A 23,745-nucleotide genomic window follows, 5' to 3' on the forward strand; every position below is an offset into this window, starting at 1 on the left:
TTCTGCCTAAGCGGAGCGCGTGAAACACGCGCTCCGGGTTATGTTTACAAAGCCCGCGCCAGCTTTTACCAGTCTCTTACGACACCGCTTTCTCAGCTTCTTCCGTAATCTGCGCCTCTTCCTGATAAGAGCCAACGCTGTCGCGCCACAGTTTTGCATAGATCCCACCAGCCGCGAGCAGTTCCGCATGGCTGCCATATTCGGCGATACGGCCCTTTTCCAGCACGGCGATTGCATCGCAACGACGAGCGGTGGTAAGTCGGTGAGCTACTACCAATGCTGTTCTGCCATGCGTATGAGCATCCTCGGCCAGCGAGGTCATCAACGTCTCCTCGGCTGCACGATCCAGACGCGCCGTCGCCTCGTCTAACAGCAGCACATGTGCGCCCGCCAGCTGCGCGCGAGCCAGAGCGATAAGCTGGCGCTGTCCGGCAGACAACCCTGCGCCGCCATTATTGACCGGCGTGTGGAATCCCTGTGGCAGCGCGCGTACCGTGTTGAGTAGACCTGCCTGACGCGCCGCGTTCTCCACTTCCTCGTTGCTGCTGCCCGGGCGCGCATAGCGGATGTTTTCAGCTATATCGCCGCTGAAAAGCGCCACATCCTGCTCTACCAAACCAACCTGCGCCCGATAGTCGGCCAGCCGCGTCTCTGTAATAGCGCGATCGCCAACGAGGATTTTTCCACCCGAAGGCGTATAAAGCCCGGCTATCAGCTTGATCAGCGTTGATTTCCCTGCGCCGCTGGGGCCGACTACGGCCACCATGCTGCCTTGCGGAATGGCAAGACTCAGCTTATCCAGCGCCATTTCATCGCTGTCGGGATAGCGGAACGTCACCGCTTCCAGCTTCAGCGCGCCTGTTATCGGTGTCAGCATGGCGGGATCGGAAGGCTGTAGCTCCTCTGTGCCTTCGGCATTCAGTAATTCATCGATCTGCTTGCCGCTGGCGGAAGCCTGCTGCCAGGCATCCACAATGCCGGAAAGCTGCTGTACCGGCCCATAAAACTGCCCCAGCAGCAGGAAAAAGGCTGCCAGTACGCCAGCAGTCATTTGCCCTTCGGCCACGCGCGAAGCGCCAACCAGCAGCACGGCAGCATAAGAAGCTTCAGTGCAGAAAGTCAGGAAGGGGAAATAGACGGCAAGGTATTTTTGCGCCCGCACGCGGGTGGCGCGGAAGCGATCGGAAAGCTTACGTAATTTGGCTGCCTCCGCATCCTGTTGCCCATGCGACTGCACAACGCGCAGACCCGATACTTTCTCCTGAAGCGTGCTGTTTACCTTGCCAATTTCCTGACGCGCTTTCGCATAGGCTGGTGAACTTAAACGGCGATAGATCAGCGTCGCTACTATCACTACCGGGATTGCGCCCAGCGCCACCAGCGCCAGCACCGGATCGAGCCAGAACATCGCCACCGCGATCGCCGCCATGGTAATAAGGCTGGTGGCAGTGCTGGCAAGACCGTTTTGTAAAAATCGCGCCAGCGCGTCTACATCCACGGTCATGCGGGTCAGGCGGGAATCAGCGTGCTGCTCATGGTAAGGCAGGCCCAGCCGCAGTAGCTGGCCGAAACTGCGTAGCCTGACCGTATGCTGTACGGATTCCGCAGCGCGCGCGGAGACAATAGTCTGTAGCGAATAGCAGCACCAGCTGATTGCCGCCAGCAGCAGCGCGCCTAATGCGCAAACGCCAACCACGTTAAGATTGCTCATTGCCACACCTGAATCAATGCCGCGCTTCAGCAGCATCAATACACCGACGCTGGCTGCGGAATCTACGGCTATCAACGCGGCGGCTGCGGCAAACAACCAGGCGACAGGAGAAACCAGCGAGGTAATACGCCGTGCTTTATCGCTATGTGCCAGCTTCAAAGCAGGTTCCGGCACGCTACCCATACGCTCGCGGAAACCTTTTTTCGCCTCATCTTCCGTAGCCGCCGCAGCAGGGGATTCAGGCCAAAGCTGCGCATCCGCTGCCGCAGGATCTTCCAGCAAATCGCCTGTTCCCGACATCAGCGCACGGAAGGCTGGCGAGCGGGCTTCCAGCTCGGCCTGGGTGCCGATATCCGCAACGCGCCCGTTTTCCAGCACCACAATTTTACTGGCTAATTGGAGCGTGGAACGGCGACGGGCTATCACCAGCAGCATATGATCGTCATCGGCATAGCGCCCGAGCGCGGTGTTGATCTCCGCTTCCGTACCCGCATCCACCGCCGAAGTAGTGTCATCCAGAATCAGAATGCCGGGCGCGGTCAGCAGCGCGCGGGCCAGCGCCAGACGCTGCCGCTGTCCGCCGGAAAGATTAGTCGCGCGCTCGGCCAGCCGGGTATTGAAACCCTGCGGCAGCGCAGAAATAAAACTGGTAGCGCCAGCCGCATCGGCCGCCCGGCGAATATCTTCCTCTTTTGCATCCGGATGGCCATAGGCGATATTTTCCGTGACCGTACCGGCGAAAAGCACGGTATCTTCGAACACTACGCCGACTGCCTTACGCAGCTCATCCAGCCGTAAATCGGCAATACTTTGACGGCCACCAGCGGTTTCGAGCCACAGCTTTCCGGCAGAAGCATCATAAAAACGGGAAAGCAGCATCAGCAGCGTCGATTTACCCGAGCCGGAACCGCCCACTATCGCCACCGTCTCGCCCGCGTTAACGGAAAAAGAGACGTCGCGCAGCACGCTCGTGCCAGTGTTATAGCTAAAGCCAACCTTCTCCAGCGTCAGGCCGCTTACTTTGCCTTTAACCGTTTCCGCGCCATCCTGCATTTGTGGCCGGGTATCGATCAGGGTAAAAACCCGCTCGACGGAAGCCTGGGTACGCTGGGCGATTACCAGAAACGAAGCGAACACGCGGGTAGGGCCTGTCAGCATCGCAAGGAAGCTCGCAAAGGCGACAAAAGTGCCCAGATCGATGCGTCCGGCCATTACCGACCAGCCGCCAAAACCCAGCAGAACGATTTGCCCCAGCACCGGCAGCGCCAGCATGGTTGCGCCTGGCATTGCCTGAGAAATAGCCGCGCCGATGCGCACGCGCACCATATGCCGCGATTCGCGATCCAGCCATTTCATCTCGCGCAGCTCTGCCACGCAGGATTTAACTACGGCGATTTGCGTCAGCACTTCACGCATATGTTCGGTCATATTCGCAAGGCGATCTGAAGCCATGCCTGTTTGGGCAAACACGCGGCGACGCGCGCGTAATGCTGTTACGGCTAAACCAGCCAGCACGGCAACTACGATCAGCGTCATGGCTGGCGACATCCACAGCATCACGGTTAAGCCCGCAATGTAGTAAGTCATCACGGCCAGCGGCACCGGACTCATCTGCAGCATAATATGCATCTGCTGCAAATCACTGTTAGTGCGCGAGATGACCTGGCCGGTACGCAGGCCATCCTGACCCGCACCGTCCAGTTTTTGAATACTGTCGAAAACCCGGCCGCGCAAGGTATGCTGCACCCACAGCGAAAGCTCTCCGGCATAGCCGCGACGCACGTAATTGCCGATAAAATCGAACAGCGCGATAAAAAGTAGCCCGCCTGCGAGCCACGGCAGCCTGGTGGCATCGCCAGCTAAAGCATCGTTAACCGCCTGGCGCGTCAGTAAAGGCGTCAGCGCGGCAAGCAGAATAGTCGACACCGAAGCCAGGATCACAACCAGGCTTAATTTCTTACGTTCCCAGCAAACGCCAGCCAGGCGCACAAGCCATGAGGCGGGCTTTGAAGAATGAGCAGTGGGCATCAAGCCTCCGTTATCGGTAGAACCATGCTAAAGCACGGTAAAAGTCGCGCCGGGGCAGGCGAGCCGCCACCGGCGTAATATTGCTTCAGGCCGCCTGCAAACTGCCTTTCAGACTGGCGATAAGCTGCATCGCCACCTCGGAAGGCGTGGCCTGCGCGGCCATCTCTGCCGCCACCTGGGCGGAAGCGGAGCGTAGTGAGGTATTATTTAAAAATTCGTTAATCAGCGTGGCGGAAAGACCCTTTTCACCAGGAATAATGCCGCAGCCGCGATCCACTACCGCTTTGGCATTGACGGGACGATCCGCGCCTTCGCCGAAGACGATTTGCGGAATGCCCGCATGCAGAGCCGTTAGCGTATTGCCCGCGCCGCCATGGTGAATAAAGCCGTCGGCGCCGTTAAGAAACAGCCCCATCGGGATCCAGTCGACAAGACGTACGTTTGGCGGCAGCTTGCGCAGACCGGCGCGCGCATTGGCCGACAGATGCAGGATAATTTCCGCATCCACTTCATCAGCCGAGTCCATTATCCAGGAGATCAGATCCAGCCCATCGACCATCGGCTTAACGGTGCCCAGACTTACCAGCAGGCGTTTACGATCCGGCTTTCTTTCCCACCACTCTTCCCACACCGCGCCGCCGTTATAGGGCACGTACTGCATGGGGATGACGGGTTCGCCATCGTTTTCCAGAATGCTCATGCTTGGTGGCGTAACGTCGATCCAGGCCAGATCGCGCGGCGGCGCTTCCACGCCGTGGCGGCGGTAGGCATCGGCCAGCGATTTGGTAACGCCTTTGATATGCCAGGGCTTGTGGGCAAACCCTACCGACTGCATTACCACGGGAATATTGTATTTGGCACCAATCAACGGACCGACGACGCCCAGCGGTGGGTAGACGATTAAATCAGGCTTCCATTCGCCCGCCATTTCAACCAGGCGATCGGCCATCTCTTCGCTAAAGAAAGAGAAGTTGCCCATTTTGGTACCCGCGTTGCTTTTTTTACGCAGATCTTCCCGCCGCCGATAATCGGCTTCCGAATCAAAACCGGGCGCGGCGTCAAAGGCTACCAGACCAGCCTCGGCGGCTTTTTGGGCAAACTTTCCCGAGCTGGCGATCAGCACTTCATGCCCGTTAACACGAAATGCCTGGGCGAGAGAAAATACCGGATATAAAAGGCCATATAAGGGCGGGCCAACAAAGAGAATACGCATAGAAAAATCCATCTCCTGCCTGACAGCCGAACCAAAATGATCAAGTCTGCCGACCTAAACATAGAGTCATTGTCAGGTTAATATGCAGTGAACCAGAACTGAGTCCCTTTAAATAGCAGGGTTTAACTCAGTAACCGTAAATAACGTAAGTCTGGTCATTACTAAAAAATAAAGACCTTAATCTCACAATAAATAATAATAACGGCAGGGTTATTATTATGACGGAGCCATAGAGAATACATTTCCGTTCGCCACAAAATACCACGCATAATGTGGATAAACGGACGGGGCATTACGCTTGTGAGGCGCGAGATACCGCGCAGGAAGGGCATCTTTCACCACTGTTGCCAGCGTGGCAGATGCTCGCCAGGAACACAGCTGCGTTTGGAAATATCTCAGCATCAATTTATCTCAGAATAAGATGATGAAAAAGCTACTCTGGCGACAGGGCTTGAGTGAGCTATTTGCCTGGAGCCATTAATACCGGCTCTGTTAATTACGCTAGCACAGGTTAAAATGGATTGTAAATTGCGTATTTACAAAAGAATATAAAAATATAGATTTATCCGCTTAATTGCGATGGGTAATAAATTCATTAACCACTTAATTTCCGTATGTATAATAAAAGAGTTATTCAATAAGTCAGGATTTGGATTTTCAGTGGTGACACCTGCTGATGAAAGATCTACTATGGCCCAATATTTATTATTCTCAATTAACCCTTTTTATTTAATGGAATATCGGTAATGAGCAACAGCACGCCTGGCGATGACGCTGCCGCAAAGCGTATAAGAAACAGCCTGAAGCAACGAGTAGTGCCGTGCGTTGATGAGTTTTGGCAGGATGTCGCGGCAGTGGAAGTGCCGCTGATCGCTGGGGTTGCCGGTAATCGCGAAGAGCGCGACGTCACTTTTTTATGGCGCGCGCAAAAACCGTTGCAGGGCGTTTACCTCAGCCTGAATCGCGTCACTGATAAAGAGCGTATCGGTTTGGGCATGCTGAACCGCCTTCCGGCCAGCGATATCTGGACATTGACGCTGCGCCTGCCCGCCAGCTATCGCGGTTCCTACACTTTTACCGAAATTCCTTCAGGCACGTCACCAGAGCAGCTTGAACAGCTTGGTACGCGCAGCCCACCGTTTCCAGGCCAGGCCGATCCGCTGAATAAAGCTTCGGGCATTACTCTACGCGGTAACAAAGAGTCGGTATTAGCCCTGGATAAGGCACCAGAGCAGAGTGAATGGGCAAGCGTAAGTAACAAAACGCGCGGCACGCTTACCTCATCCTTTCCTGTTGTTGCAGGTCAGCGGCGCCGGGTTCGCTTCTGGCTGCCCGATGTGCCGCACTCCACGCCTTTAGGGCTGCTGGTTTTGCCCGATGCCGAAAGCTGGTTCGATCATGTCGGCGCGCTTGCCGCCATCGAAACGGCTATCGACAGCGGTCGCATTGCGCCGCTGGCGGTGTTGGGCATTGATAATCTGGACGTGGCCGATCGCGCCGCCATTCTTGGCGGCAATCCTGAGCTGGTGAAAGATATCGCCGACCGTCTGCTGCCCGAGGCGCGTGCCGCTTATCCAGACAGAGTGTGGGCAGGGCGTGAACGCACCCTGTTATGCGGGCAAAGTCTCGGCGGCGTGACCGCATTAATGGCTGCCGTTTATGCGCCGGAAACCTTTGGCGCGATAATTGCCACTTCGCCTTCAATGTGGTGGACAGCAGATAAAGACAGACGGCCCAAAATGTTCAAAGAAAGCGATGTTTCCTGGGTAAGCGAACATGTGCTCTCCGCGCCGCCGAAAGAAGTAAAGATCAGGCTTTGCATCGGCTCGCTGGAAGGAACTATGGTGCCGCACGTCCGCCAGCTGCATCAGCGGCTGATGACCGCAGGCGTACAGAGCCAGCTTGCAGTTTATACCGGCGGCCACGATTACGCATGGTGGCGCGGCGCGCTGATCGATGGGCTGGCGGAGGTTTAGCCTTTTGGGGGGTTGTCTTTATCGTAATTATTGGCATTTATGAGATGCTGGTATACGCCCTGTCGAATAAAGCACGGGAGTTTTATTTGAGAGTGAGGATTTGGTTTATGCCTTGTGACTGCTCTGAACATGAACAGTTCATCAGAGGAAAGGGGATTCACGGGTGAGCGCTGGCCTTTGTGCTACAAAAGCAAAAACCCGCCACGGGGGCGGGTTCTTTAAATAGTGGTGCCCGGACTCGGAATCGAACCAAGGACACGGGGATTTTCAATCCCCTGCTCTACCGACTGAGCTATCCGGGCAACGAGGCGCATTAAACAGGAGTCGCGGAAAAGCGTCAACGGCTTTATGCGGTAAAGTGAACCGTTTGCACTCTTTTCCATCAATCTGGCGGGATTTACGGCATATTGCACGAAATTTGTAGGCTTGGGCGCCAGGTGCTTTATACCAATAACACTGTCGATCGCCAGTTTTTTTAAATTTAGTTACATCATGCTAATAATGCATGCGGCAGTAAAATTTCCCTTCTTGCCGTAAAAGAGTGCAGGGCAGGCGCGCATAACCGGGGTGTCACCTGAATAATTTTGCGTTTTTACTGCATAGTAATTAGATCGATAAAAGTCGATATTTTATTTAAATAACTGAATTTAGAATATTTATTTGATATTCGCGTCCGCAATAGCATCATGCCCGTAACTTGAACATCAAAATAAAAGATGCGATTATTGCGCCGTTTCCCCGTCTGCGAGGCCGCCATCATGCCAGCTCTGCTGCACTGCCGTTTTTACCCGATGCCGCGCCGCCGATCCGTTCAGATTTTTCTGCCCGCTATGCCGCTCGTCATGCGGTGAGGTTTCGCTTCGCCGTTAGCCATGAGTAAAAGCAGCCGTACGCTGATTTTACTGATGTCTGTTGGTCGAAGCCGGCCTTTTCGCCGCTAACCCTACTGACGCTTTCGTCGGGCAAAGGCCCAGCCTTTTCCCGTTGCCGTGCCTCAGGCACCCTTATCCTTGCCCAGGGATTTGCGTAATGACACCACTAAAAATTGCAGCCAGCACCACAGTAGCTATCCACCTTCAGACCGGCCGTGAAGTGGTCACGCTGGAAAAAACCGATTTCACCGACGTGGCGGCGGTGGTGCTCTCCGTAGCCGACTCGCGCAGCGGCATGCTGGCGCTGCTGCGCCATACCGGCTTTAATCTGCCGGTTTTTATCGCGCCGGACGACGCCGCCCAAACGGAAAATCTGCCGGAAGTGACCGGCCTGTTGACGGGCGAAGAAGACGATGCCGCCCGGCTGGAAGCCGCTGCAGCGGAATATCAGGCCAGGCTGCTGCCGCCTTTCTTCAACACGCTGACCAAATACGTCGCAATGGATAACAGTACCTTTGCCTGTCCCGGTCATCAGGGCGGCGCATTTTTTAAAAAGCATCCGGCGGGACGCCAGTTCTACGACTTCTTCGGCGAGAATATCTTTCGCGCCGATATGTGCAATGCCGACGTCAAACTGGGCGATTTGCTGATCCATGAGGGATCGGCCAAGCATGCGCAAAAATTCGCGGCGAAAGTCTTCAATGCCGATAAAACCTATTTCGTGCTGAACGGCACTTCCAGCGCCAACAAAGTCGTTACCAATGCTTTGCTGACGCGTGGCGACCTGGTGCTGTTCGATCGCAATAACCACAAATCCAACCACCATGGCGCGTTGATTCAGGCTGGCGCTACACCGGTCTATCTGGAAACGGCGCGTAACCCGTTCGGCTTTATCGGCGGTATCGACGCGCACTGTTTCGATGAAGCCTGGCTGCGCGAACAAATTGCTGAAGTTGCGCCTGAACGCGCCAGCCAGCCGCGTCCGTTCCGGCTGGCGATTATCCAACTGGGCACCTATGACGGCACGGTCTACAACGCGCGCAAAGTCATCGACAGCATTGGTCATCTTTGCGACTACATCCTGTTTGACTCGGCATGGGTAGGCTACGAGCAGTTTATCCCGGTAATGGAGGCCTGCTCGCCGCTGCTGTTGGATCTAAACGAAAACGATCCGGGCATTTTTGTCACTCAGTCGGTACACAAGCAGCAGGCCGGATTCTCGCAGACCTCGCAGATCCACAAAAAAGATAATCATATTCGCGGCCAGCAGCGTTTTTGCAGCCACAAGCGGCTGAACAACGCTTTTATGCTGCATGCTTCGACCAGCCCATTTTACCCGCTGTTTGCGGCGCTGGATATCAACGCCAAAATGCATCAGGGCGAAGCCGGGCGGCGCTTGTGGCACGAGTGTGTGACGCTGGGTATCGATGCGCGTAAGGCAATTCTGGCGAAGTGCGAGCTGATTAAGCCTTTTATTCCTGATGAAGTGAACGGCAGACCATGGCAGGACGCGCCGACCGGTGAGATTGCCGCCGACAGCCGCTACTTCAGCTTTGAGCCGCGCGCGGCCTGGCATGGCTTTGCAGGATACGAAAAAGATCAGTACCTGATCGACCCCTGCAAGCTGCTGCTGACCACGCCGGGCATTGACGCCGCCAGCGGCCAGTATGCCGATTTTGGTATTCCGGCAACCATACTGGCTAACTACCTGCGTGAAAACGGCGTGGTGCCGGAGAAGTGCGACCTGAACTCCATCCTGTTCCTGCTTACGCCAGCGGAAAGCGTTGAAAAAATGGCGCACCTGGTAGCCAAACTGGCGCAGTTTGAGCACCACATTCAGGAAGATGCGCTGCTGCGCGATGTACTGCCTACGATCTATCGCAAAAACGCCGCGCGCTATGAAGGCTATACGCTGCGCCGTCTCTGTCTGGAAATGCATCAGCTATACGCCAGCAGCGACGTCAAAGATTTGCAGAAAGCCATGTTCCGTCAGGCGAGTTTGCCAAAGGTGGCGATGAATCCGCAGGATGCCAATATAGAGTTTATCCGTGGCAACGTTGAGCTGGTACCGATTGCGGAGGCGGCAGGGCGTATCGCAGCGGAAGGTGCGCTGCCTTATCCGCCAGGCGTGCTTTGCGTAGTGCCTGGTGAAATCTGGGGCGGCGCAGTACAGCGCTATTTTATGGCGCTGGAGAAAGGGCTCAACCTGCTGCCGGGCTTCTCGCCAGAGCTGCAGGGCGTTTATGTTGAAACGGATGAAAAGGGCGAAAAGCGCCTGATGGGTTATGTAATTAACCAGTCCGGCGCATAGCATAGCCCGCGCCAGGGAAGGCGCGGACAGCGGCGCAGCTTTACTCGGTCACGTTGACCTGTTGCGCCTGATGTTCCAGCCCGGCGGCATCTTCCCGCGCCTGACGAACAATGGCTTTGGCGATCCATTTACCGATATCCTGCAGCTGGTCGTTATCACAGCCCCAGATATCCTTCATCACCAAAAAAATCTCCGAACCGTAAACCAGCGACAGCGATTTGATAACGCGCTCAACGATGGCCGGCGGCAGCTCGTTGTTAAGAGGTTCCAGCACGTGTTGCAGCAGTGCCTTACGGTTTCCCCTTACCAGCTTCTCCTTATCCGGCTTGTCGCTGGCGCGCGACTGCGCCCACTGCGTCAGCGAGAGGTGCAGCGCTGCACGCAGCGTTCCCTCATGTTCAAGCATGCGCGGGAAAGCGAACGTCAGTAGTTCTTCAACACGATCGCTGGCCTCTTCGCGAGTAGGACGCCAGCTTTTAATCGGGCTAAGCGTCTCCGTAACGATGGCGGAAACCAGTGCGCTTTGGGTCGGAAAGTAACGATAGGCCGTAGCGCGGGAAAGCTGAGCTTCCTGCGCGACTTCGGTGATAGATGGGAACGCGCCGCTGTCAAAAAGCCGCATAGCGGTCTCAATCAGTAAACGACGTGTTCTTGCGCGTGTGGCGGTCAGCTTTACAACCCCAGCGGAATCCCTTTGCTCCACATTAACCTCATTTTGTTAAATCTGCCTGATATTCAAGCGATTGAAGACGGCAGGTGGGCAACGGGCGTCACCTTGCACCAGCGTCTGCAGGACAGGTTTCGTTATTAAGCATAGCCGACATCCTTGTGAGACACCTATTCCATTCAATTGATTTATCATTGATAACAGTGATACTGTTATCTCATCAAGCGGAAGGTTAAAAACCCTCAGCTTCTATTTACTGTTTTATTGCTTCTTTATCAAGTCTTTATTTCGTCTGATAACAGGGTGTTGTTACGACTATGACTACAAATAGTGGCTTTATTTACGCCGTCGCAACGGCAGATACTAAAGGAAGGGAACTGTTTTATGTCAGCGATTGCCTGCGCAAAGCGGGTGCTGAAGTAGTAACAGTTGACCTGTCAACTCAACCAGTTAGTGAACCTTCGGCGGCGGATTTCCCGCCCGAGCTGATTGCGGATTTTCATCCGCAGGGGCGTCAGGCCGTCTTTTGCGGCGATCGCGGCAAAGCGATTGACGCGATGGCGCTGGCATTTAAGACTTTCCTTAACCAACGTCAGGATCTGCTGGGCGTGATCGGGCTTGGTGGCTCCTGCGGCACGGCGTTGATTACGCCAGCTATGCAGGCTCTGCCGATCGGTGTGCCAAAAGTCATGGTCTCTACTATGGCTTCCGGCGATGTCTCCGGCTATGTCGGCGCCAGCGATATCAGTATGGTTTATTCAGTAACCGATGTTTCCGGTCTTAACCGTATCTCCCGCCAGGTACTGGGTAATGCCGCACATCAAATCGCTGGCGCGGTGCTCTTTCCGGTAGCGGAAGAGAGCAGTGATAAACCTGCGCTGGGTCTGACAATGTTTGGCGTTACCACGCCCTGCATCCAGGCGGTCAGCACCATGCTGGAGGAGCGCTACGACTGCCTGGTCTTCCATGCTACCGGCAGCGGCGGCAAGGCGATGGAAAAGCTGGCCGACAGCGGCATGCTGAACGGCCTGCTGGATTTAACCACCACCGAAGTTTGCGACTACCTGTTCGGCGGCGTGCTGGCTTGTGATGAAACACGCTTTGATGCAGTGGCCAACAGCCGTATTCCCTGCGTAATGTCCTGTGGCGCGTTGGATATGGTCAATTTCGGCCATCCTTCCACGGTGCCGGAAAAATATGCCGATCGGTTGTTCTACCACCACAACGCGCAGGTCACGCTGATGCGCACCACGCCGGAAGAGAACGCGGCGATGGCAACCTGGATTGCCGATAAGCTGAACCGTTGCGAAGGCGATATCGTTTTTCTGATCCCGGAAGGCGGCTTCTCCGCGCTTGATGCACAGGGCCAGCTTTTCTGGTCGCCAGAGGCGAACCAGGCCTTTATCGGCACGCTGGAAGCCAAAGTCAAACAGACCAGCCGCCGGGTGATTCGCCGTCTGCCGTTTAATATCAACGATGTGCAGTTTGCCCAGGCCGCGGTCAGAGAGTTCCGTCAACTGGCTGAAAAGGAGAGCTGAAGATGGCATTTCCCCGTCAGGAAATTATAAAAAAATTCAAAGAGATGATTGCGCGTGGCGAGCCGATTATCGGCGGCGGTGCCGGTACAGGGCTTTCCGCTAAATGCGAAGAGGCTGGCGGCATCGATCTAATCGTGATCTATAACTCAGGCCGTTACCGTATGGCCGGGCGCGGTTCGCTGGCGGGCCTGCTTGCCTACGGCAACGCCAATGAAATAGTCGTCGATATGGCGAAAGAAGTGCTGCCAGTCGTGAAAAATACGCCGGTGCTGGCGGGCGTTAACGGCACCGATCCCTTCTGCCAGTTCGATAAGTTTCTGGACGATCTCAAAGCGCTGGGCTTCTCCGGCGTGCAGAACTTCCCGACGGTGGGGCTGATTGACGGCAACTTCCGTGCAAATCTTGAGGAAACCGGCATGGGCTATGGGCTGGAGGTTGACATGATCCGGCTGGCGGCCCAAAAAGAGATGCTGACCACGCCTTACGTTTTCAGTGCGGAAAACGCCGTAGCCATGACCGAAGCGGGCGCGGACATTATCGTGGCGCACATGGGGCTAACAACCGGCGGCAACATAGGTGCGGAAACGGCGCTGAAGCTGGCGGACTGCGTGCCGTTAATCAACGAATGGGCGGTAGCAGCCAGGAAGGTGCGTGAAGATGTGATCGTGCTTTGCCACGGCGGCCCAATAGCCACGCCGGAAGATGCGAGCTACATTCTCGCCAACTGTCCGCAGTGCAACGGTTTTTACGGCGCCAGCTCAATGGAGCGGCTGCCAGCGGAAACCGCGCTGACCGAGACCACCCGGCAGTTTAAAAATATCAGCCGTTAACAGCAGGCGGATCCCAGCATCCGCCTTTTCTCACCGTGCTTAATAGCGGTGATAGCTCTTCTGCGCGCTATTGACCTTATAGAGGTAGCGGCGCGATTCCGCGGAAGGGTGGTTGGTGGTCAGCGTCTGGTAAACCTCGGCAGGCGACAGCTCGTTGATGGCGCTAAAGGCGCGGTTCTTGTCGCTGGAGAAGACCCTTAACACGCTGCCCGCGCCGCCGTTATAGGCGGTAATCACCGCATAGCGGCGTGAAACCGGGTTAGCGATGCCGGAAAGGTAACTGTCCTGCAGCAGCGAAAGATAAGCGGTGCCTGCATCAATATTGTTTTCCGGATCCAGCAGATAGCTGCGGCTCGGCTTGCCCCATTTTCCTTTCATGCGGAACACGTCCACGCCAGCCGTATGCTGCACCACCTGCATCAGACCCAGCGCATCAGAATGGCTAACCGCATAGGGGTTAAAGCTCGACTCGATCTGCATGATTGCCAGGATCAAAGACTGATCGACGCCATATTTCTCCGCTGCCTTACGCACCATCGGCAGATATTTATGCGCACGCTTGTCCAGGTGGTTGGGCACCATCGGAATAGTCACCGACCAGATAATATGCAAACCGGCGTTGCGACGCTGCAGCTTATTCTGGATCAGGTAATCAGCAAAATTAGCCGCGCGGCCCTGCCAGCGGATCGGCTGACCGGTGTTATCCAGCACCTGACCGTAAAGCAGCGGCTCCTGGCCCAGCTGAATATCGTTGGCGTCGGAATAAAGATCGACATTGCCGGGATCTTCGCCGATCAGCAAAGTCGTGATAATCGCCTGGCGCAGGCTGGCCATAGGATCGGTACCGGCAATGGTCTCGATAGTAATGGTACCGGCATCAAAGTTGATATGGCTGCGCGTATAATACTGATCGCTATATTTTACGTAGTCTTTCGGGCCGGCGATCAGCACCTCGTTGATGCCCCAAATATTCTCAATATTATGGGCGAACTGGCCCATTAAAATGTCGAACCCGTTGGTATCCTTGACCCACTCTTCGTGGAAAACCGGTTTTTTATTGCTGGAGCAGGAAATCAACAGCGGCGCGATAACCAGCAAGCCTATCAGTTTCTTCATTATGTCGTGCTACGCCCAAATTGAGGGGGCCTCCATAGCGAGGCCCAACGTTTATTCTGCCGGCGGGGTATAACCTTCGATATGGACGTCATGTCCTTCGAACAGGAATTTCACCATCTCTTGTTCAAGCTGTTTGCGATCTTCCGGGTTCATCATGCTCAGCTTCTTCTCGTTGATCAGCATGGTCTGCTTGCTCATCCACTGCGACCAGGCTTCTTTGGAGATTTCATTGTAGATGCGTTTGCCCAGCTCTCCCGGATAGAGCTGAAAATCCTGTCCTTCAGCGTCGCGCTGCAGGAATGTACAAAAAATGGTTCTGCTCATTACTCTTCCTCTTTTGTTGCGCGAATGCCCGGCTCGCTCTGACGCAGCTGCGCCAGCAGACGTTCCACCGGAGCAGCCAGTCCTACGGACTGCGGCTGCGCTAAGTTATACCAGAGACCCGCAGCTTCATCCATGACTGCGCCTGCGGCAGGCAGTTTCAGCCACATTGGCACTATATCCAGATGGAAATGGCTGAAGGTATGGCGAAAGGCGATAGTCTGGGTCAGCGATGCATGGTCGATATGGCGAAGGTGCAGCCACTGGCGCAGCTCCTCCTCGCTGGTGAACTGCGGAAAACAGAACAGGCCGCCCCACAGACCGACCGGTGGCCGCTGCTCCAGCCAGACCTTGTCGTCCCGCTGCATCATCAGCAGATAACCGGTGCGTTCCGGCAGCGTCTGCTTCGGCTTTTTACCGGGGTAGCTGGTTTGATCGCCCTGGGCATAAGCGATGCAGCCCAGGTTCAGGGGGCAAAGCTCGCATTTCGGCTTCGAGCGGGTGCAGACCATCGCGCCCAGATCCATCATTGCCTGATTAAACTGGCTGACGCCCTCGGCAGGCGTAACCTCTTCGCTAATCTGCCACAGGCGCTTTTCCACCTCTTTCTTGCCCGGCCAGCCCTTCACGGCATAGCAGCGAGCCAGCACCCGTTTGACGTTGCCATCCAGAATTGGGAAATGCTTGCCTAAAGATAAAGAAAGGATCGCGCCCGCCGTTGAACGGCCAACGCCAGGCAGATCGGCGACTTCTTCAAAGGTTTCGGGGAATTTGCCGCCGTGCTTTTCCACTACCTGAACCGCCGCCTTATGTAGATTACGCGCGCGGGCATAATAGCCAAGCCCCGTCCACAAGTGCAGCACCTCATCCAGCGGCGCGGCGGCCAGATCGGTCACGGTGGGAAAGCGTGCCATAAAACGCTCGAAGTAGGGGATAACGGTAGCGACCTGCGTCTGTTGCAGCATCACTTCAGAAAGCCAGACTTTATAAGGCGTTTTTTCCTGTTGCCAGGGCAGGGTTTTGCGGCCAAAGCGCTGATACCAGTCCAGTACCTGCCGTGAGAACTGCGGCGCTTGCATCATCTTTACGAAGTTTCCCGGGTAAATTAAAAATCAGGCTGGGATTCCAGCACAGACCCGTTATGCTGTAAACCGGAAGTTACCTGGGCTTGCTTAACAGCTGTAACTTTGCATAATGCCCGTTTTCCAGAGATTGCAGACCAGCAGGCAGAAACATGAAGAATGATGTGATTACACCGGAGTTTGACGAGAACGGCCGCCCATTGCGCCGTATTCGCAGCTTCGTTCGCCGTCAGGGCCGCCTGACCAAAGGCCAGCAGCACGCGCTGGACCATTTCTGGCCTGTAAAAGGTGTGGAGTATCAGCCAGAGCCGGTCGATCTGGCCGAGCTTTTCGGCCGCGAAGCGCCGGTAGTGCTGGAAATAGGCTTTGGGATGGGCGCATCGCTGGTGGCGATGGCGGCCGCAAACCCGCAGCAAAACTTTCTGGGCATAGAAGTACATTCGCCGGGCGTCGGCGCCTGTCTGAGCGCGGCCGACGAGGCTGGCGTAGAGAATCTGCGCGTAATGTGTCACGATGCGGTGGATGTGCTGGAGAAAATGATCCCGGATAACTCGCTACGCATGGTGCAGCTCTTTTTCCCGGATCCCTGGCATAAAGCGCGCCATAATAAACGTCGTATCGTGCAGACGCCTTTCGCCGAGCTGGTAATGCGCAAGCTGAAGCTGGGCGGCGTCTTCCATATGGCCACCGACTGGGAAGCCTACGCGGAACATATGCTGGAAGTAATGAACAGCATCGCGGGTTACAAAAACCAGTCGGCCACCAACGACTATGTGCCGCGTCCCGATTCGCGGCCGTTAACGAAATTCGAACAGCGCGGCCAGCGTCTTGGCCACGGTGTATGGGATTTGATGTTTGAGAGGATTAAATAATGGCTACTCAACGCAGCCGTCGCCTGCGCAAGAAAATGCACATCGACGAGTTTCAGGAACTAGGCTTTTCCGTGGCTTTCACTTTTGCGGAAGGCAGCAGCGCCGAGACGATTGACAGCACCCTTGATGCCTTTATCAACGAGGTAATCGATCCCAACGGCCTGGCCTTTGACGGCAGCGGCTACCTGCAGTGGGAAGGGCTGGTTTGCCTGCAGAAGACCGGCAAATGCACCGACGAGCATCGTGAACTGGTGCGCAAGTGGCTGGAAGATCGCCAGCTAAATAATATTCAGGTAACCGAACTTTTCGACGTCTGGTGGGACTAATTCATTGCCTGCTGTAGCAGGCAGGCAAATCGTCCATTGAGGCCACGCACGCGTGGCCTTTTGTTGCTCAGGAGAAGAGTAAATGCGTAAAGCGATCGCAGTGGCCGCGCTATTACTGGCGGCGGGACAGGCGCAGGCCGACTATCAGTGCAGCGTTAATCCTCAGGACGATATCATTATCTCTGCGCAAAATGTCAAGGTAGTGGGTGCCAGCGGCAACCTGACTATTACGCCAACGGGCGAGGTGCAGCACAACGGCCAGGCTGTCGCCGTAGATAATGCTTCCCGCCAGAAAGCCATTGATTACCAGGCCGCACTGCGCCGCGATCTGCCGTGGGTCGATCAGGGCGCGCGCCAGCGCCTGGAGAAAAGCCGCGTGGCGCTGGACGGCGTTATCGTCAGCAAGCTGGGTGCCGACAGCAAAGTGCGCGGCCGCCTGACAAAGCTCGATGAGCAGTTAAAGCAGCAGATGAACCGCATTATTGAACACCGCAGCGACGGCCTGACTTTTCATCACCAGGCCATCCAGCAGGTACGGCAGGATGGCGAAAAGCTGGTACAGAGCACGATGGGTGGCGTGATTCAGGACAGCCTTAATGAAATGGGCAGCAAGGTTAACGGTGATAATCCGTTGCAGGCGGTAATGGGCAACCTGGGCGGGCTACAGCAGGCCGTACAGACAGAATGGAACAAGCAGGAAGCGGATTTCCAGAACTTCGGCCATGAGGTTTGTAACCGCGTGACCAGCCTGGAAGAAAAGCGTAATGAACTGATTAAAAGCATAAACTAGACTTTATTTTGCCGGAAAATTTTTTCGGCAAAATAATATTTGGTAAGCGTTTTCTGAAAGTTTGTTATAAACAGGCCCTGTAGTATGACATTTTACACTCAGGGAGATAACCATGATAAATTACATAAAAGCACATGTTTTTAATAGTTCTGATGCGGCTTTTCTGTTAGCAAATGATGAGAAAAGTACTAAGTTTGCAATAAGGCTTATCACAAAGAAGCTGGAAAAAGTAAGGATAAGTTCTAATAGTTTCAGCCCATATAAAATACAAAAATATGAAAGGCAATTAAGCTTCCTGCGCAACCCGGAAAAAGATAAAGGCTGCAGAACCGTAGCTAATTCAAATATTAACTCTGTAAGAGTAAAGGATTTGTCAAAGACGGCTGATATCAGGCAAAGGCCTGAATTCAAGGAAATGGCAGCCAAAATTAGCGAAAGAAAGGTGGTGTGCAGTAAACCTGTAGATAAGCCAATGGAAAATGTCCCAAAACAAAGCGTCAGTATTGAGGTGGCTAAAAATTCGCCGGAATTTATAAAGGAGATGGCGGAAAGGCTGGCTAAACACTGTGACAGCATTATTCTTAATAAGATCGACAATACGAATTACATGTCGCGGTCTACGGTGACGCTATTAAAATACTTCTCAGAATTACAATCAAAATCCATCGCTTCTCAGGCGAAAAAGTATCTTGAACATACGATCAACGGTAAAAAGTTTAATGATTTTGGTGACACAGAAATATGTAAGGATCATGAGGTAAACGAAATCAAAATTTTACTGAAAGAAGTAAAAAGCTGGGCAAGCAACATTAAAAGCTCCGTTTAAATATATATGCATTGATTTTATTCAGACCGAATCCTTTAAGCTGCCTTGATTTAGGTAAGCCCATAAATAATGCTGCATAATGATTTGAGTAAAAAGCCGTCCGTACAGCGATAGATATTGAGTAGCTCCCCGCTTTAGTCGGCGGGGAGATAACAACACTATTCTGCCAGAAACAGCTCCAGCAGCGAATTTAAAAACAGCTTGCCCTTTTCCGTAATCTGCCAGCTCTCCGGCGTCTCGGTCAGATAGCCTTTCGCCAGCGCCTCGTCCAGCTGTGGACGGATAACCTCTTCATCAAGACCGGTAAAGCGTGCGAACTCCTCGCGCGGCGCGGCCTCCAGCAGCCGGAAGCGGTTCATAAAGAACTCGAAAGGCTTCTCTTTATCCGCAACCTCATGCTGGCGATCCAGATAGTTGCCGTTCATAAAGCCGCGCGGATGGCGGGTTTTAGTGGTGCGAATAATACGTCCGTCCGCCTGCGTCAGCTTGCCGTGTGCGCCGCAGCCGATGCCCAGGTAGTCGCCAAAGCGCCAGTAGTTAAGGTTATGCTCGCAGCGGTAGCCCGGTTTGGCATAGGCGGAAGTCTCATACTGCTCGTAACCTGCCGCTGTCAGCAGCTGATGGCCCTGTTCGAAGATATCCCATAGCGAGTCGTCATCCGGTAAAACCGGCGGCTTCGAAGCGAACAGCGTATTAGGCTCAATGGTCAGCTGATACCAGGAAAGATGCGGCGGATCCAGCTCAATAGCCTGGCGCAAATCGTCCAGCGCCTCTTCCAGCGACTGATCGGGCAGGCCATGCATCAAATCGAGGTTAAAGCTGCGCAGGCCAAGCCCTTTAGCCAGCGCTGCCGCGCGTTTCGCCTCTTCCGGGCCATGAATGCGGCCAAGACGCGTCAGCTTTGGCTGGCTAAAGCTCTGCACGCCAATCGAAATACGGTTGATCCCGGCGCGCTGGTAGCCGCTGAAACGGTCTGCCTCTACGGTGCCGGGATTAGCCTCCATGGTAATCTCTGCCATTGGCGAGAGCGGCAGCCGCGCCCGCACGCCATCCATCAGCATTTGCATCGCTTCGCTGCTCAGCAGGCTCGGCGTGCCGCCGCCAATAAAGATGGTGCCGACTTCGCGACCAGCCGCCAGCGGCAGATCGGCATCCAGATCGGCCAGCAGATGGCGTACATAGTCTTCGTGTGGCACTTCGCCCTTTAGCGCATGCGAGTTGAAGTCGCAGTAAGGACATTTTTGTACGCACCAGGGAATATGAATATAGAGACTGAGCGGCGGCAAATTATGCATTACGCATTGCTTCCAACAGCAGCGCTAACGCCTTGCCGCGATGGGAAACCGCGCGCTTCTCTTCTTTGCTCAGCTCCGCTGCGGTTTTACCCAGCTCCGGCACAAAAAACACCGGATCGTAGCCGAAGCCGCCTTCACCGCTTATGGCACGGGTAATTTCGCCGTGCCAGCTACCGTGAAACACCAGCGGCGTCGGATCTTCCGCATGACGCAGATAAACCAGCACGCAGTGAAACTGCGCCTGGCGCTGGCCGTCGGCGACGTTTTCCATCGCCTGCAGCAGCTTGTCGATATTCTGCCGATCGCTGGCATCCACGCCGGCATAGCGCGCAGAATAGATGCCCGGTGCGCCGCCGAGCGCATCCACTGCCAGGCCGGAATCATCGGCAATGGCGGGCAAACCGGTAATGGCCGCCGCGTGGCGCGCTTTCAGCAGGGCATTTTCGATAAAGGTCAGGCCGGTCTCTTCGGCCGACTCTACGCCGCAGTCGGTCTGCGCCACGATATCCAGGCCGAAGTCGGCCAGGATATCGGCCAGTTCACGAACTTTTCCGGCGTTGCCGGTGGCGAGCACTACTTTTTGCATATCAAATCCAGAAGTTAACTACCGTACAGAATCAGAGCTGCGCCCAGCCGGGAATAAAATCCATTCCCAGATAGTTCAGCATATAAAGGATCAGGATCACGGCCATTGCCGAGAAATCGATGCCGCCCATCGCCGGAATAAGGCGGCGCACAGGCGCCATCAGCGGCTCAGTTAGCTGGATCAGCACGTAATCTACCGGGTTGCGGCCCTGGCTTACCCAGCTCATCAGCGAACGAATAATAATGACCCAGAACACCAGTACGCCAGCGGCTTTGACCAGCGAAACCAGGCCGAAATAGAGGAATACGGGATCGAAAATCATCACGCCGCTCTGCAGTGCAAACATCACGGTAAACAGCAGCACGCTGAGCACGTAAGCCAACAGCAGCGAAGCGGTATCCAGCGGCCCGACAGAAGGAATAATCCGGCGCAGCGGCCTGATAACCGGCTGGGTGATCTTAACGATAAATTGCGAAAAAGGATTGTAAAAGTCGCATCTTGCCCACTGCATCCAGATGCGCAGCAGCAGCACTTTTACGTAAAGATTAATTATCGTTGAGACCAGAAAAGTCAACGTCAGCATGGAGTCCCTCAAAGGTTAGTTAGTGGCGCCGTAATCGCGCGCGCCAAATATAGCGGTGCCAATGCGCACCATGGTCGAGCCTGCCTCAATAGCCGCTTCCATATCGTCGCTCATGCCCAGAGAGAGCGTGTCGACGGAAGCGTAGTTTTTTTTCAGCTCGCTAAAAGCCGCCGCCATCTGACGGCAAACCGCCAGCTGGCGTTGATAATCCGCCTCTGGTGCCGGGATTGCCATCAGTCCGCGCAGGGTTAAGCGCGGCAGCTGGGCGATCTCTTTAGCCAGATCCGGTAACGCAGCCAGCATGATGCCAGATTTACTCTGCTCGTCGCTGATATTTATCTGGATCAGAACATTCAGCGGCGGCAGATCGGCCGGGCGCTGATCGTTTAACCTGGTGGCGATCCGCAGGCGATCTACGGTATGGCACCAGCCGAAGTTTTCCGCTACCAGTCGGCTTTTATTGGATTGCAGCGGCCCGATAAAGTGCCATGCCAGCGCACAATTGTGAAGCGCCTGGATTTTATCCACGCCTTCCTGCACATAGTTTTCGCCAAAGGCTGCCTGGCCCGCTGCCGCCGCTTCTGCGACCGCGCTCGCAGGTTTTGTTTTGCTTACTGCAAGCAGCGTAACTTCTGCTGGATCGCGGCCGCAACGCGCGGCAGCCGCTGAGATCCGCTCGCGGACTTGCTGTAAGTTGTGCTGAATCGAAGTCATAGTCAGGGAGTTAATATGGATATTGAGGAATTAGTGGCGCTTAGTGTAAAGCATAACGCCGGGGATCTGCACCTCTGCAGTGGTCATTCTCCATTCTGGCGGCTGGCGGGCAGGCTGGAGGCGATGCCGGGCGAGCTACCAAAAAGCGACGAGCTGCTACAGCAAATCCGTCAGAGCTGGCTGGATGAAGATCAGCAGCACGCCTTTTCTCAGGCGGGCCAGCTGGATTTCGCCGTAACGCTGGGCGACGGCACGCGGCTGCGGGCCAATCTGTTCCGGCAAAGGCAGGGGATTTCGCTGGCGCTGCGGTTTATCGCCAGCCGCTGTCCCGAGCTGGCGGAGCTTGGCCTGCCGCCGGTGGCTGCGGAGCTGCTGCGGCTGGAAGATGGCCTGGTGCTGGTAACAGGCGCGACCGGCAGCGGTAAATCCACCACGCTGGCTGCGCTGATCGGCGCGATCAACCAGCAGCAGCACCGCCATATCCTGACGCTGGAGGATCCGGTGGAGTTTATCCATCACAGCGACCGCTCGCTGATCCAGCAGCGGGAAATAGGGCAGCACTGCTCTTCCTTTAGCGCCGGACTAAAAGCGGCGCTGCGGGAGGATCCGGATGTGATTTTGCTGGGCGAGCTGCGGGACGGCGAAACCATCCAGCTGGCGCTGACCGCTGCGGAAACCGGCCATCTGGTGCTGGCAACGCTGCACACGCGCGGCGCGGCCCAGGCAGTCGACAGGCTGGTGGATGTTTTCCCCGGCGCGGAGAAAAATCTGATCCGCAGCCAGCTGGCTGGCAGTCTTAAAGCGGTGATTGCGCAGAAGCTGGTGCCGGGCGTTGCTAAGGGCAGGGTGGCGCTGTTCGAGGTGCTGGTCAACACGCCAGCGGCAGCCAGCCTGATCCGCGAGGGAAAAACGCATCAGCTGCCCGGCATCCTGCAAACCGGCATGCAGCTTGGGATGCAGACCTTTGCCCAGAGCCTTGACGGGAGGAAAAAAGCGGGCATGATTGCCTGATGGTGATGGTGATGGTGATGGTGATGGCGATGGCGATGGCAAAAGTAAGGGCAAGGGCAATAAGGCTGGCGGCTGCCAGCCTGGGCTAGTTCCAGGCGTTCTCGAACCAGCTTTCAAGAATAATCACGGCGGAGAGCGAATCAACGCTGCCTTTATTCAGCGCGCGAAAGCCGCCGCGTGAAAACAGATCGGCCCGCGCTTCGACCGTGCTCAGGCGCTCGTCGTGCAGCTCCACCTTCACGCCGAAACGACCATGCAGCCGATTAGCGAACTTCCTCGCTCTGGCGGTTAGCGGCTGCTCGCTGCCGTCCATATTCAGCGGCAGGCCGACCACCACAAAGTCCGGCTGCCACTCTTTCAGCAGCGTTTCTATCTTGCTCCAGTCGGGCGTGCCGTCCTGCGCCTTCAGGGCGGCAAGCGGGCGGGCGGTGCCGGTCAGCTGTTGGCCGATGGCGACGCCAATGCTTTTGGTGCCGAAATCAAAAGCCAGCAGGGTGTGATGGCTCATCAGGCGTGTCCAACGTCGCTGGTGATATTATGGATATCCACGCCGATGCTCTTCGCCGCCTCGCGCCAGCGTTCGGCCACGGGCGTTTTAAACAGGATATTGCTGTTGGCCGGAATGGTCAGCCAGGCATTTTCCAGCAGCTCGTTTTCCAGCTGGTCTTTTTCCCAGGCGCAGTAGCCCAGGGCGACCAGCACGCTTTCCGGCTGTTCCGGCGTGCCGAGCGTCTCCAGCACATCGCGGGAAGTCGTCACCACAGTGTTATCGGACACGCGAATACTGGAGGCGTAAGTATGCTGTGCAGAGTGCAGAATAAAACCGCGATCTTCCGCCAGTGGGCCACCGGCGAAAACCGGCTTATCAAGTTTCACCTCGGGCTCACGCGGGGTCGGCATAATTTTTAACTTCTTGAGAATGCCGTCAACGGTAAGATTTTCCATTGGTTTATTAACAATAATACCCATGGCGCCTTCGTCATTGTGTTCGCAGATATAAACCACCGAACGTTTAAACAAAGGATCCAGCAGCGTGGGCATGGCAATCAAAAAATGATGCTGTAAATTCATATCAGG

General features: G+C 55.3%; 22 protein-coding genes and 1 tRNA gene. 10 read left to right on the top strand and 13 right to left on the bottom strand.

The window, feature by feature from the left end; genetic code table 11:
• Positions 1-76: 76 nt before the first annotated feature.
• Both iroC and ACETPC_RS07810 read right to left on the bottom strand, forming a co-directional pair.
• Positions 77-3,739 carry a salmochelin/enterobactin export ABC transporter IroC gene (gene iroC / locus ACETPC_RS07805; protein ID WP_380180278.1) on the bottom strand — a complete coding sequence of 1,221 codons (3,663 nt, stop codon included), beginning with the start codon at positions 3,737-3,739 and terminating at the stop codon, positions 77-79.
• A gap of 85 nt (positions 3,740-3,824) precedes the next feature.
• Entirely contained in the window at positions 3,825-4,952 is a 1,128-nt protein-coding gene (locus tag ACETPC_RS07810; protein WP_380180279.1) for a glycosyltransferase, read from the bottom strand.
• Between the two features lie 746 nt (positions 4,953-5,698).
• Between ACETPC_RS07810 and ACETPC_RS07815 the strand changes: the two genes are divergently transcribed.
• The gene (locus ACETPC_RS07815) at positions 5,699-6,928 is read left to right on the top strand and encodes an alpha/beta hydrolase-fold protein (protein ID WP_380180280.1); all 1,230 of its coding nucleotides are present in this window, start codon (positions 5,699-5,701) and stop codon (positions 6,926-6,928) included.
• Between the two features lie 226 nt (positions 6,929-7,154).
• On the opposite strand, the gene ACETPC_RS07820 is transcribed toward ACETPC_RS07815, so the two are convergent.
• Positions 7,155-7,230: transfer RNA gene (locus ACETPC_RS07820), tRNA-Phe, on the bottom strand.
• Positions 7,231-7,625: 395 nt separating this feature from the next.
• On the opposite strand from ACETPC_RS07820, the gene ACETPC_RS07825 reads away from it, so the two are divergent.
• Positions 7,626-7,808, top strand: a complete 183-nt coding sequence (locus ACETPC_RS07825; protein ID WP_380180282.1) for a hypothetical protein — start codon at positions 7,626-7,628, stop codon at positions 7,806-7,808.
• 149 nt (positions 7,809-7,957) lie between these two features.
• Positions 7,958-10,111 (top strand): ornithine decarboxylase, encoded by a 2,154-nt coding sequence (locus ACETPC_RS07830; RefSeq protein WP_380180283.1) that lies wholly within the window; start codon positions 7,958-7,960, stop codon positions 10,109-10,111.
• A 40-nt stretch (positions 10,112-10,151) separates the two neighbouring features.
• Here the strand turns inward: ACETPC_RS07830 and ACETPC_RS07835 are convergent, their stop codons facing one another.
• Positions 10,152-10,814: a TetR/AcrR family transcriptional regulator gene (locus ACETPC_RS07835; protein WP_380180285.1), complete on the bottom strand. Its 663-nt coding sequence runs from the start codon at positions 10,812-10,814 to the stop codon at positions 10,152-10,154.
• Between the two features lie 281 nt (positions 10,815-11,095).
• Between ACETPC_RS07835 and ACETPC_RS07840 the strand changes: the two genes are divergently transcribed.
• Positions 11,096-12,316: a Tm-1-like ATP-binding domain-containing protein gene (locus tag ACETPC_RS07840; protein WP_380180287.1), complete on the top strand. Its 1,221-nt coding sequence runs from the start codon at positions 11,096-11,098 to the stop codon at positions 12,314-12,316.
• Between the two features lie 2 nt (positions 12,317-12,318).
• Complete coding sequence (locus ACETPC_RS07845) at positions 12,319-13,146, top strand: phosphoenolpyruvate hydrolase family protein (protein WP_380180289.1); 828 nt, start codon at positions 12,319-12,321, stop codon at positions 13,144-13,146.
• A 39-nt stretch (positions 13,147-13,185) separates the two neighbouring features.
• On the opposite strand, the gene mltC is transcribed toward ACETPC_RS07845, so the two are convergent.
• Genes mltC through mutY form a run of 3 tightly spaced genes read right to left on the bottom strand, consistent with a single transcriptional unit; the run spans position 13,186 to position 15,665 of the window.
• Positions 13,186-14,262, bottom strand: coding sequence for a membrane-bound lytic murein transglycosylase MltC (mltC, locus tag ACETPC_RS07850; protein ID WP_380180290.1), 1,077 nt, complete (start codon positions 14,260-14,262; stop codon positions 13,186-13,188).
• Between the two features lie 51 nt (positions 14,263-14,313).
• Positions 14,314-14,586 (bottom strand): oxidative damage protection protein, encoded by a 273-nt coding sequence (locus tag ACETPC_RS07855; RefSeq protein WP_125287307.1) that lies wholly within the window; start codon positions 14,584-14,586, stop codon positions 14,314-14,316.
• Positions 14,586-15,665 carry an A/G-specific adenine glycosylase gene (gene mutY / locus ACETPC_RS07860; RefSeq protein ID WP_380180292.1) on the bottom strand — a complete coding sequence of 360 codons (1,080 nt, stop codon included), beginning with the start codon at positions 15,663-15,665 and terminating at the stop codon, positions 14,586-14,588. Before mutY ends, ACETPC_RS07855 begins: the two co-directional genes overlap by 1 nt.
• A gap of 152 nt (positions 15,666-15,817) precedes the next feature.
• Between mutY and trmB the strand changes: the two genes are divergently transcribed.
• From trmB to ACETPC_RS07880, 4 genes are all read left to right on the top strand, one after another.
• Positions 15,818-16,537 (top strand): tRNA (guanosine(46)-N7)-methyltransferase TrmB, encoded by a 720-nt coding sequence (gene trmB / locus ACETPC_RS07865; protein WP_380180294.1) that lies wholly within the window; start codon positions 15,818-15,820, stop codon positions 16,535-16,537.
• Complete coding sequence (locus ACETPC_RS07870) at positions 16,537-16,863, top strand: YggL family protein (protein ID WP_380180296.1); 327 nt, start codon at positions 16,537-16,539, stop codon at positions 16,861-16,863. Before trmB ends, ACETPC_RS07870 begins: the two co-directional genes overlap by 1 nt.
• An 82-nt stretch (positions 16,864-16,945) precedes the next feature.
• Positions 16,946-17,653: a DUF2884 domain-containing protein gene (locus ACETPC_RS07875; RefSeq protein WP_380180297.1), complete on the top strand. Its 708-nt coding sequence runs from the start codon at positions 16,946-16,948 to the stop codon at positions 17,651-17,653.
• A 112-nt stretch (positions 17,654-17,765) separates the two neighbouring features.
• Positions 17,766-18,479, top strand: coding sequence for a hypothetical protein (locus ACETPC_RS07880; RefSeq protein ID WP_380180298.1), 714 nt, complete (start codon positions 17,766-17,768; stop codon positions 18,477-18,479).
• A gap of 158 nt (positions 18,480-18,637) precedes the next feature.
• Here the strand turns inward: ACETPC_RS07880 and hemW are convergent, their stop codons facing one another.
• From hemW to ACETPC_RS07900, 4 genes are read right to left on the bottom strand one after another with little or no spacing between them, the layout of a single operon-like run.
• Positions 18,638-19,774: a radical SAM family heme chaperone HemW gene (gene hemW, locus ACETPC_RS07885; RefSeq protein ID WP_380180299.1), complete on the bottom strand. Its 1,137-nt coding sequence runs from the start codon at positions 19,772-19,774 to the stop codon at positions 18,638-18,640.
• Positions 19,767-20,360 (bottom strand): XTP/dITP diphosphatase, encoded by a 594-nt coding sequence (locus tag ACETPC_RS07890; RefSeq protein ID WP_380180300.1) that lies wholly within the window; start codon positions 20,358-20,360, stop codon positions 19,767-19,769. Before ACETPC_RS07890 ends, hemW begins: the two co-directional genes overlap by 8 nt.
• Before the next feature lie 31 nt (positions 20,361-20,391).
• Complete coding sequence (locus ACETPC_RS07895; protein WP_380180301.1) at positions 20,392-20,943, bottom strand: YggT family protein; 552 nt, start codon at positions 20,941-20,943, stop codon at positions 20,392-20,394.
• A 15-nt stretch (positions 20,944-20,958) separates the two neighbouring features.
• A complete protein-coding gene (locus ACETPC_RS07900; protein ID WP_380180302.1) occupies positions 20,959-21,657 on the bottom strand; it encodes a YggS family pyridoxal phosphate-dependent enzyme in 699 nt (232 codons plus the stop codon).
• Between the two features lie 15 nt (positions 21,658-21,672).
• On the opposite strand from ACETPC_RS07900, the gene ACETPC_RS07905 reads away from it, so the two are divergent.
• A complete protein-coding gene (locus tag ACETPC_RS07905; RefSeq protein WP_380180303.1) occupies positions 21,673-22,668 on the top strand; it encodes a type IV pilus twitching motility protein PilT in 996 nt (331 codons plus the stop codon).
• Between the two features lie 85 nt (positions 22,669-22,753).
• On the opposite strand, the gene ruvX is transcribed toward ACETPC_RS07905, so the two are convergent.
• Both ruvX and ACETPC_RS07915 read right to left on the bottom strand, forming a co-directional pair.
• Positions 22,754-23,176 (bottom strand): Holliday junction resolvase RuvX, encoded by a 423-nt coding sequence (gene ruvX / locus ACETPC_RS07910; protein ID WP_380180304.1) that lies wholly within the window; start codon positions 23,174-23,176, stop codon positions 22,754-22,756.
• Complete coding sequence (locus ACETPC_RS07915) at positions 23,176-23,739, bottom strand: YqgE/AlgH family protein (RefSeq protein ID WP_380180305.1); 564 nt, start codon at positions 23,737-23,739, stop codon at positions 23,176-23,178. Before ACETPC_RS07915 ends, ruvX begins: the two co-directional genes overlap by 1 nt.
• Positions 23,740-23,745 lie beyond the last annotated feature (6 nt).

Source organism: Pantoea sp. sgz302252, assembly GCF_042610525.1.
Taxonomy (GTDB): Bacteria; Pseudomonadota; Gammaproteobacteria; order Enterobacterales; family Enterobacteriaceae; genus Erwinia.

Excerpts from the sequence above, each read along its gene's own strand:
- ACETPC_RS07900 (WP_380180302.1), bottom strand. The coding sequence starts at position 21,657 with ATGACTTCGATTCAGCACAACTTACAGCAAGTCCGCGAGCGGATCTCA.
- ACETPC_RS07890 (WP_380180300.1), bottom strand. The coding sequence starts at position 20,360 with ATGCAAAAAGTAGTGCTCGCCACCGGCAACGCCGGAAAAGTTCGTGAA.
- ACETPC_RS07905 (WP_380180303.1), top strand. The coding sequence starts at position 21,673 with ATGGATATTGAGGAATTAGTGGCGCTTAGTGTAAAGCATAACGCCGGG.
- ruvX (WP_380180304.1), bottom strand. The coding sequence starts at position 23,176 with ATGAGCCATCACACCCTGCTGGCTTTTGATTTCGGCACCAAAAGCATT.
- hemW (WP_380180299.1), bottom strand. The coding sequence starts at position 19,774 with ATGCATAATTTGCCGCCGCTCAGTCTCTATATTCATATTCCCTGGTGC.
- ACETPC_RS07815 (WP_380180280.1), top strand. The coding sequence starts at position 5,699 with ATGAGCAACAGCACGCCTGGCGATGACGCTGCCGCAAAGCGTATAAGA.
- mutY (WP_380180292.1), bottom strand. The coding sequence starts at position 15,665 with ATGATGCAAGCGCCGCAGTTCTCACGGCAGGTACTGGACTGGTATCAG.
- ACETPC_RS07855 (WP_125287307.1), bottom strand. The coding sequence starts at position 14,586 with ATGAGCAGAACCATTTTTTGTACATTCCTGCAGCGCGACGCTGAAGGA.
- ACETPC_RS07915 (WP_380180305.1), bottom strand. The coding sequence starts at position 23,739 with ATGAATTTACAGCATCATTTTTTGATTGCCATGCCCACGCTGCTGGAT.
- ACETPC_RS07870 (WP_380180296.1), top strand. The coding sequence starts at position 16,537 with ATGGCTACTCAACGCAGCCGTCGCCTGCGCAAGAAAATGCACATCGAC.
- ACETPC_RS07875 (WP_380180297.1), top strand. The coding sequence starts at position 16,946 with ATGCGTAAAGCGATCGCAGTGGCCGCGCTATTACTGGCGGCGGGACAG.
- iroC (WP_380180278.1), bottom strand. The coding sequence starts at position 3,739 with ATGCCCACTGCTCATTCTTCAAAGCCCGCCTCATGGCTTGTGCGCCTG.
- ACETPC_RS07830 (WP_380180283.1), top strand. The coding sequence starts at position 7,958 with ATGACACCACTAAAAATTGCAGCCAGCACCACAGTAGCTATCCACCTT.
- ACETPC_RS07880 (WP_380180298.1), top strand. The coding sequence starts at position 17,766 with ATGATAAATTACATAAAAGCACATGTTTTTAATAGTTCTGATGCGGCT.
- ACETPC_RS07845 (WP_380180289.1), top strand. The coding sequence starts at position 12,319 with ATGGCATTTCCCCGTCAGGAAATTATAAAAAAATTCAAAGAGATGATT.
- ACETPC_RS07840 (WP_380180287.1), top strand. The coding sequence starts at position 11,096 with ATGACTACAAATAGTGGCTTTATTTACGCCGTCGCAACGGCAGATACT.
- ACETPC_RS07810 (WP_380180279.1), bottom strand. The coding sequence starts at position 4,952 with ATGCGTATTCTCTTTGTTGGCCCGCCCTTATATGGCCTTTTATATCCG.
- mltC (WP_380180290.1), bottom strand. The coding sequence starts at position 14,262 with ATGAAGAAACTGATAGGCTTGCTGGTTATCGCGCCGCTGTTGATTTCC.
- ACETPC_RS07895 (WP_380180301.1), bottom strand. The coding sequence starts at position 20,943 with ATGCTGACGTTGACTTTTCTGGTCTCAACGATAATTAATCTTTACGTA.
- trmB (WP_380180294.1), top strand. The coding sequence starts at position 15,818 with ATGAAGAATGATGTGATTACACCGGAGTTTGACGAGAACGGCCGCCCA.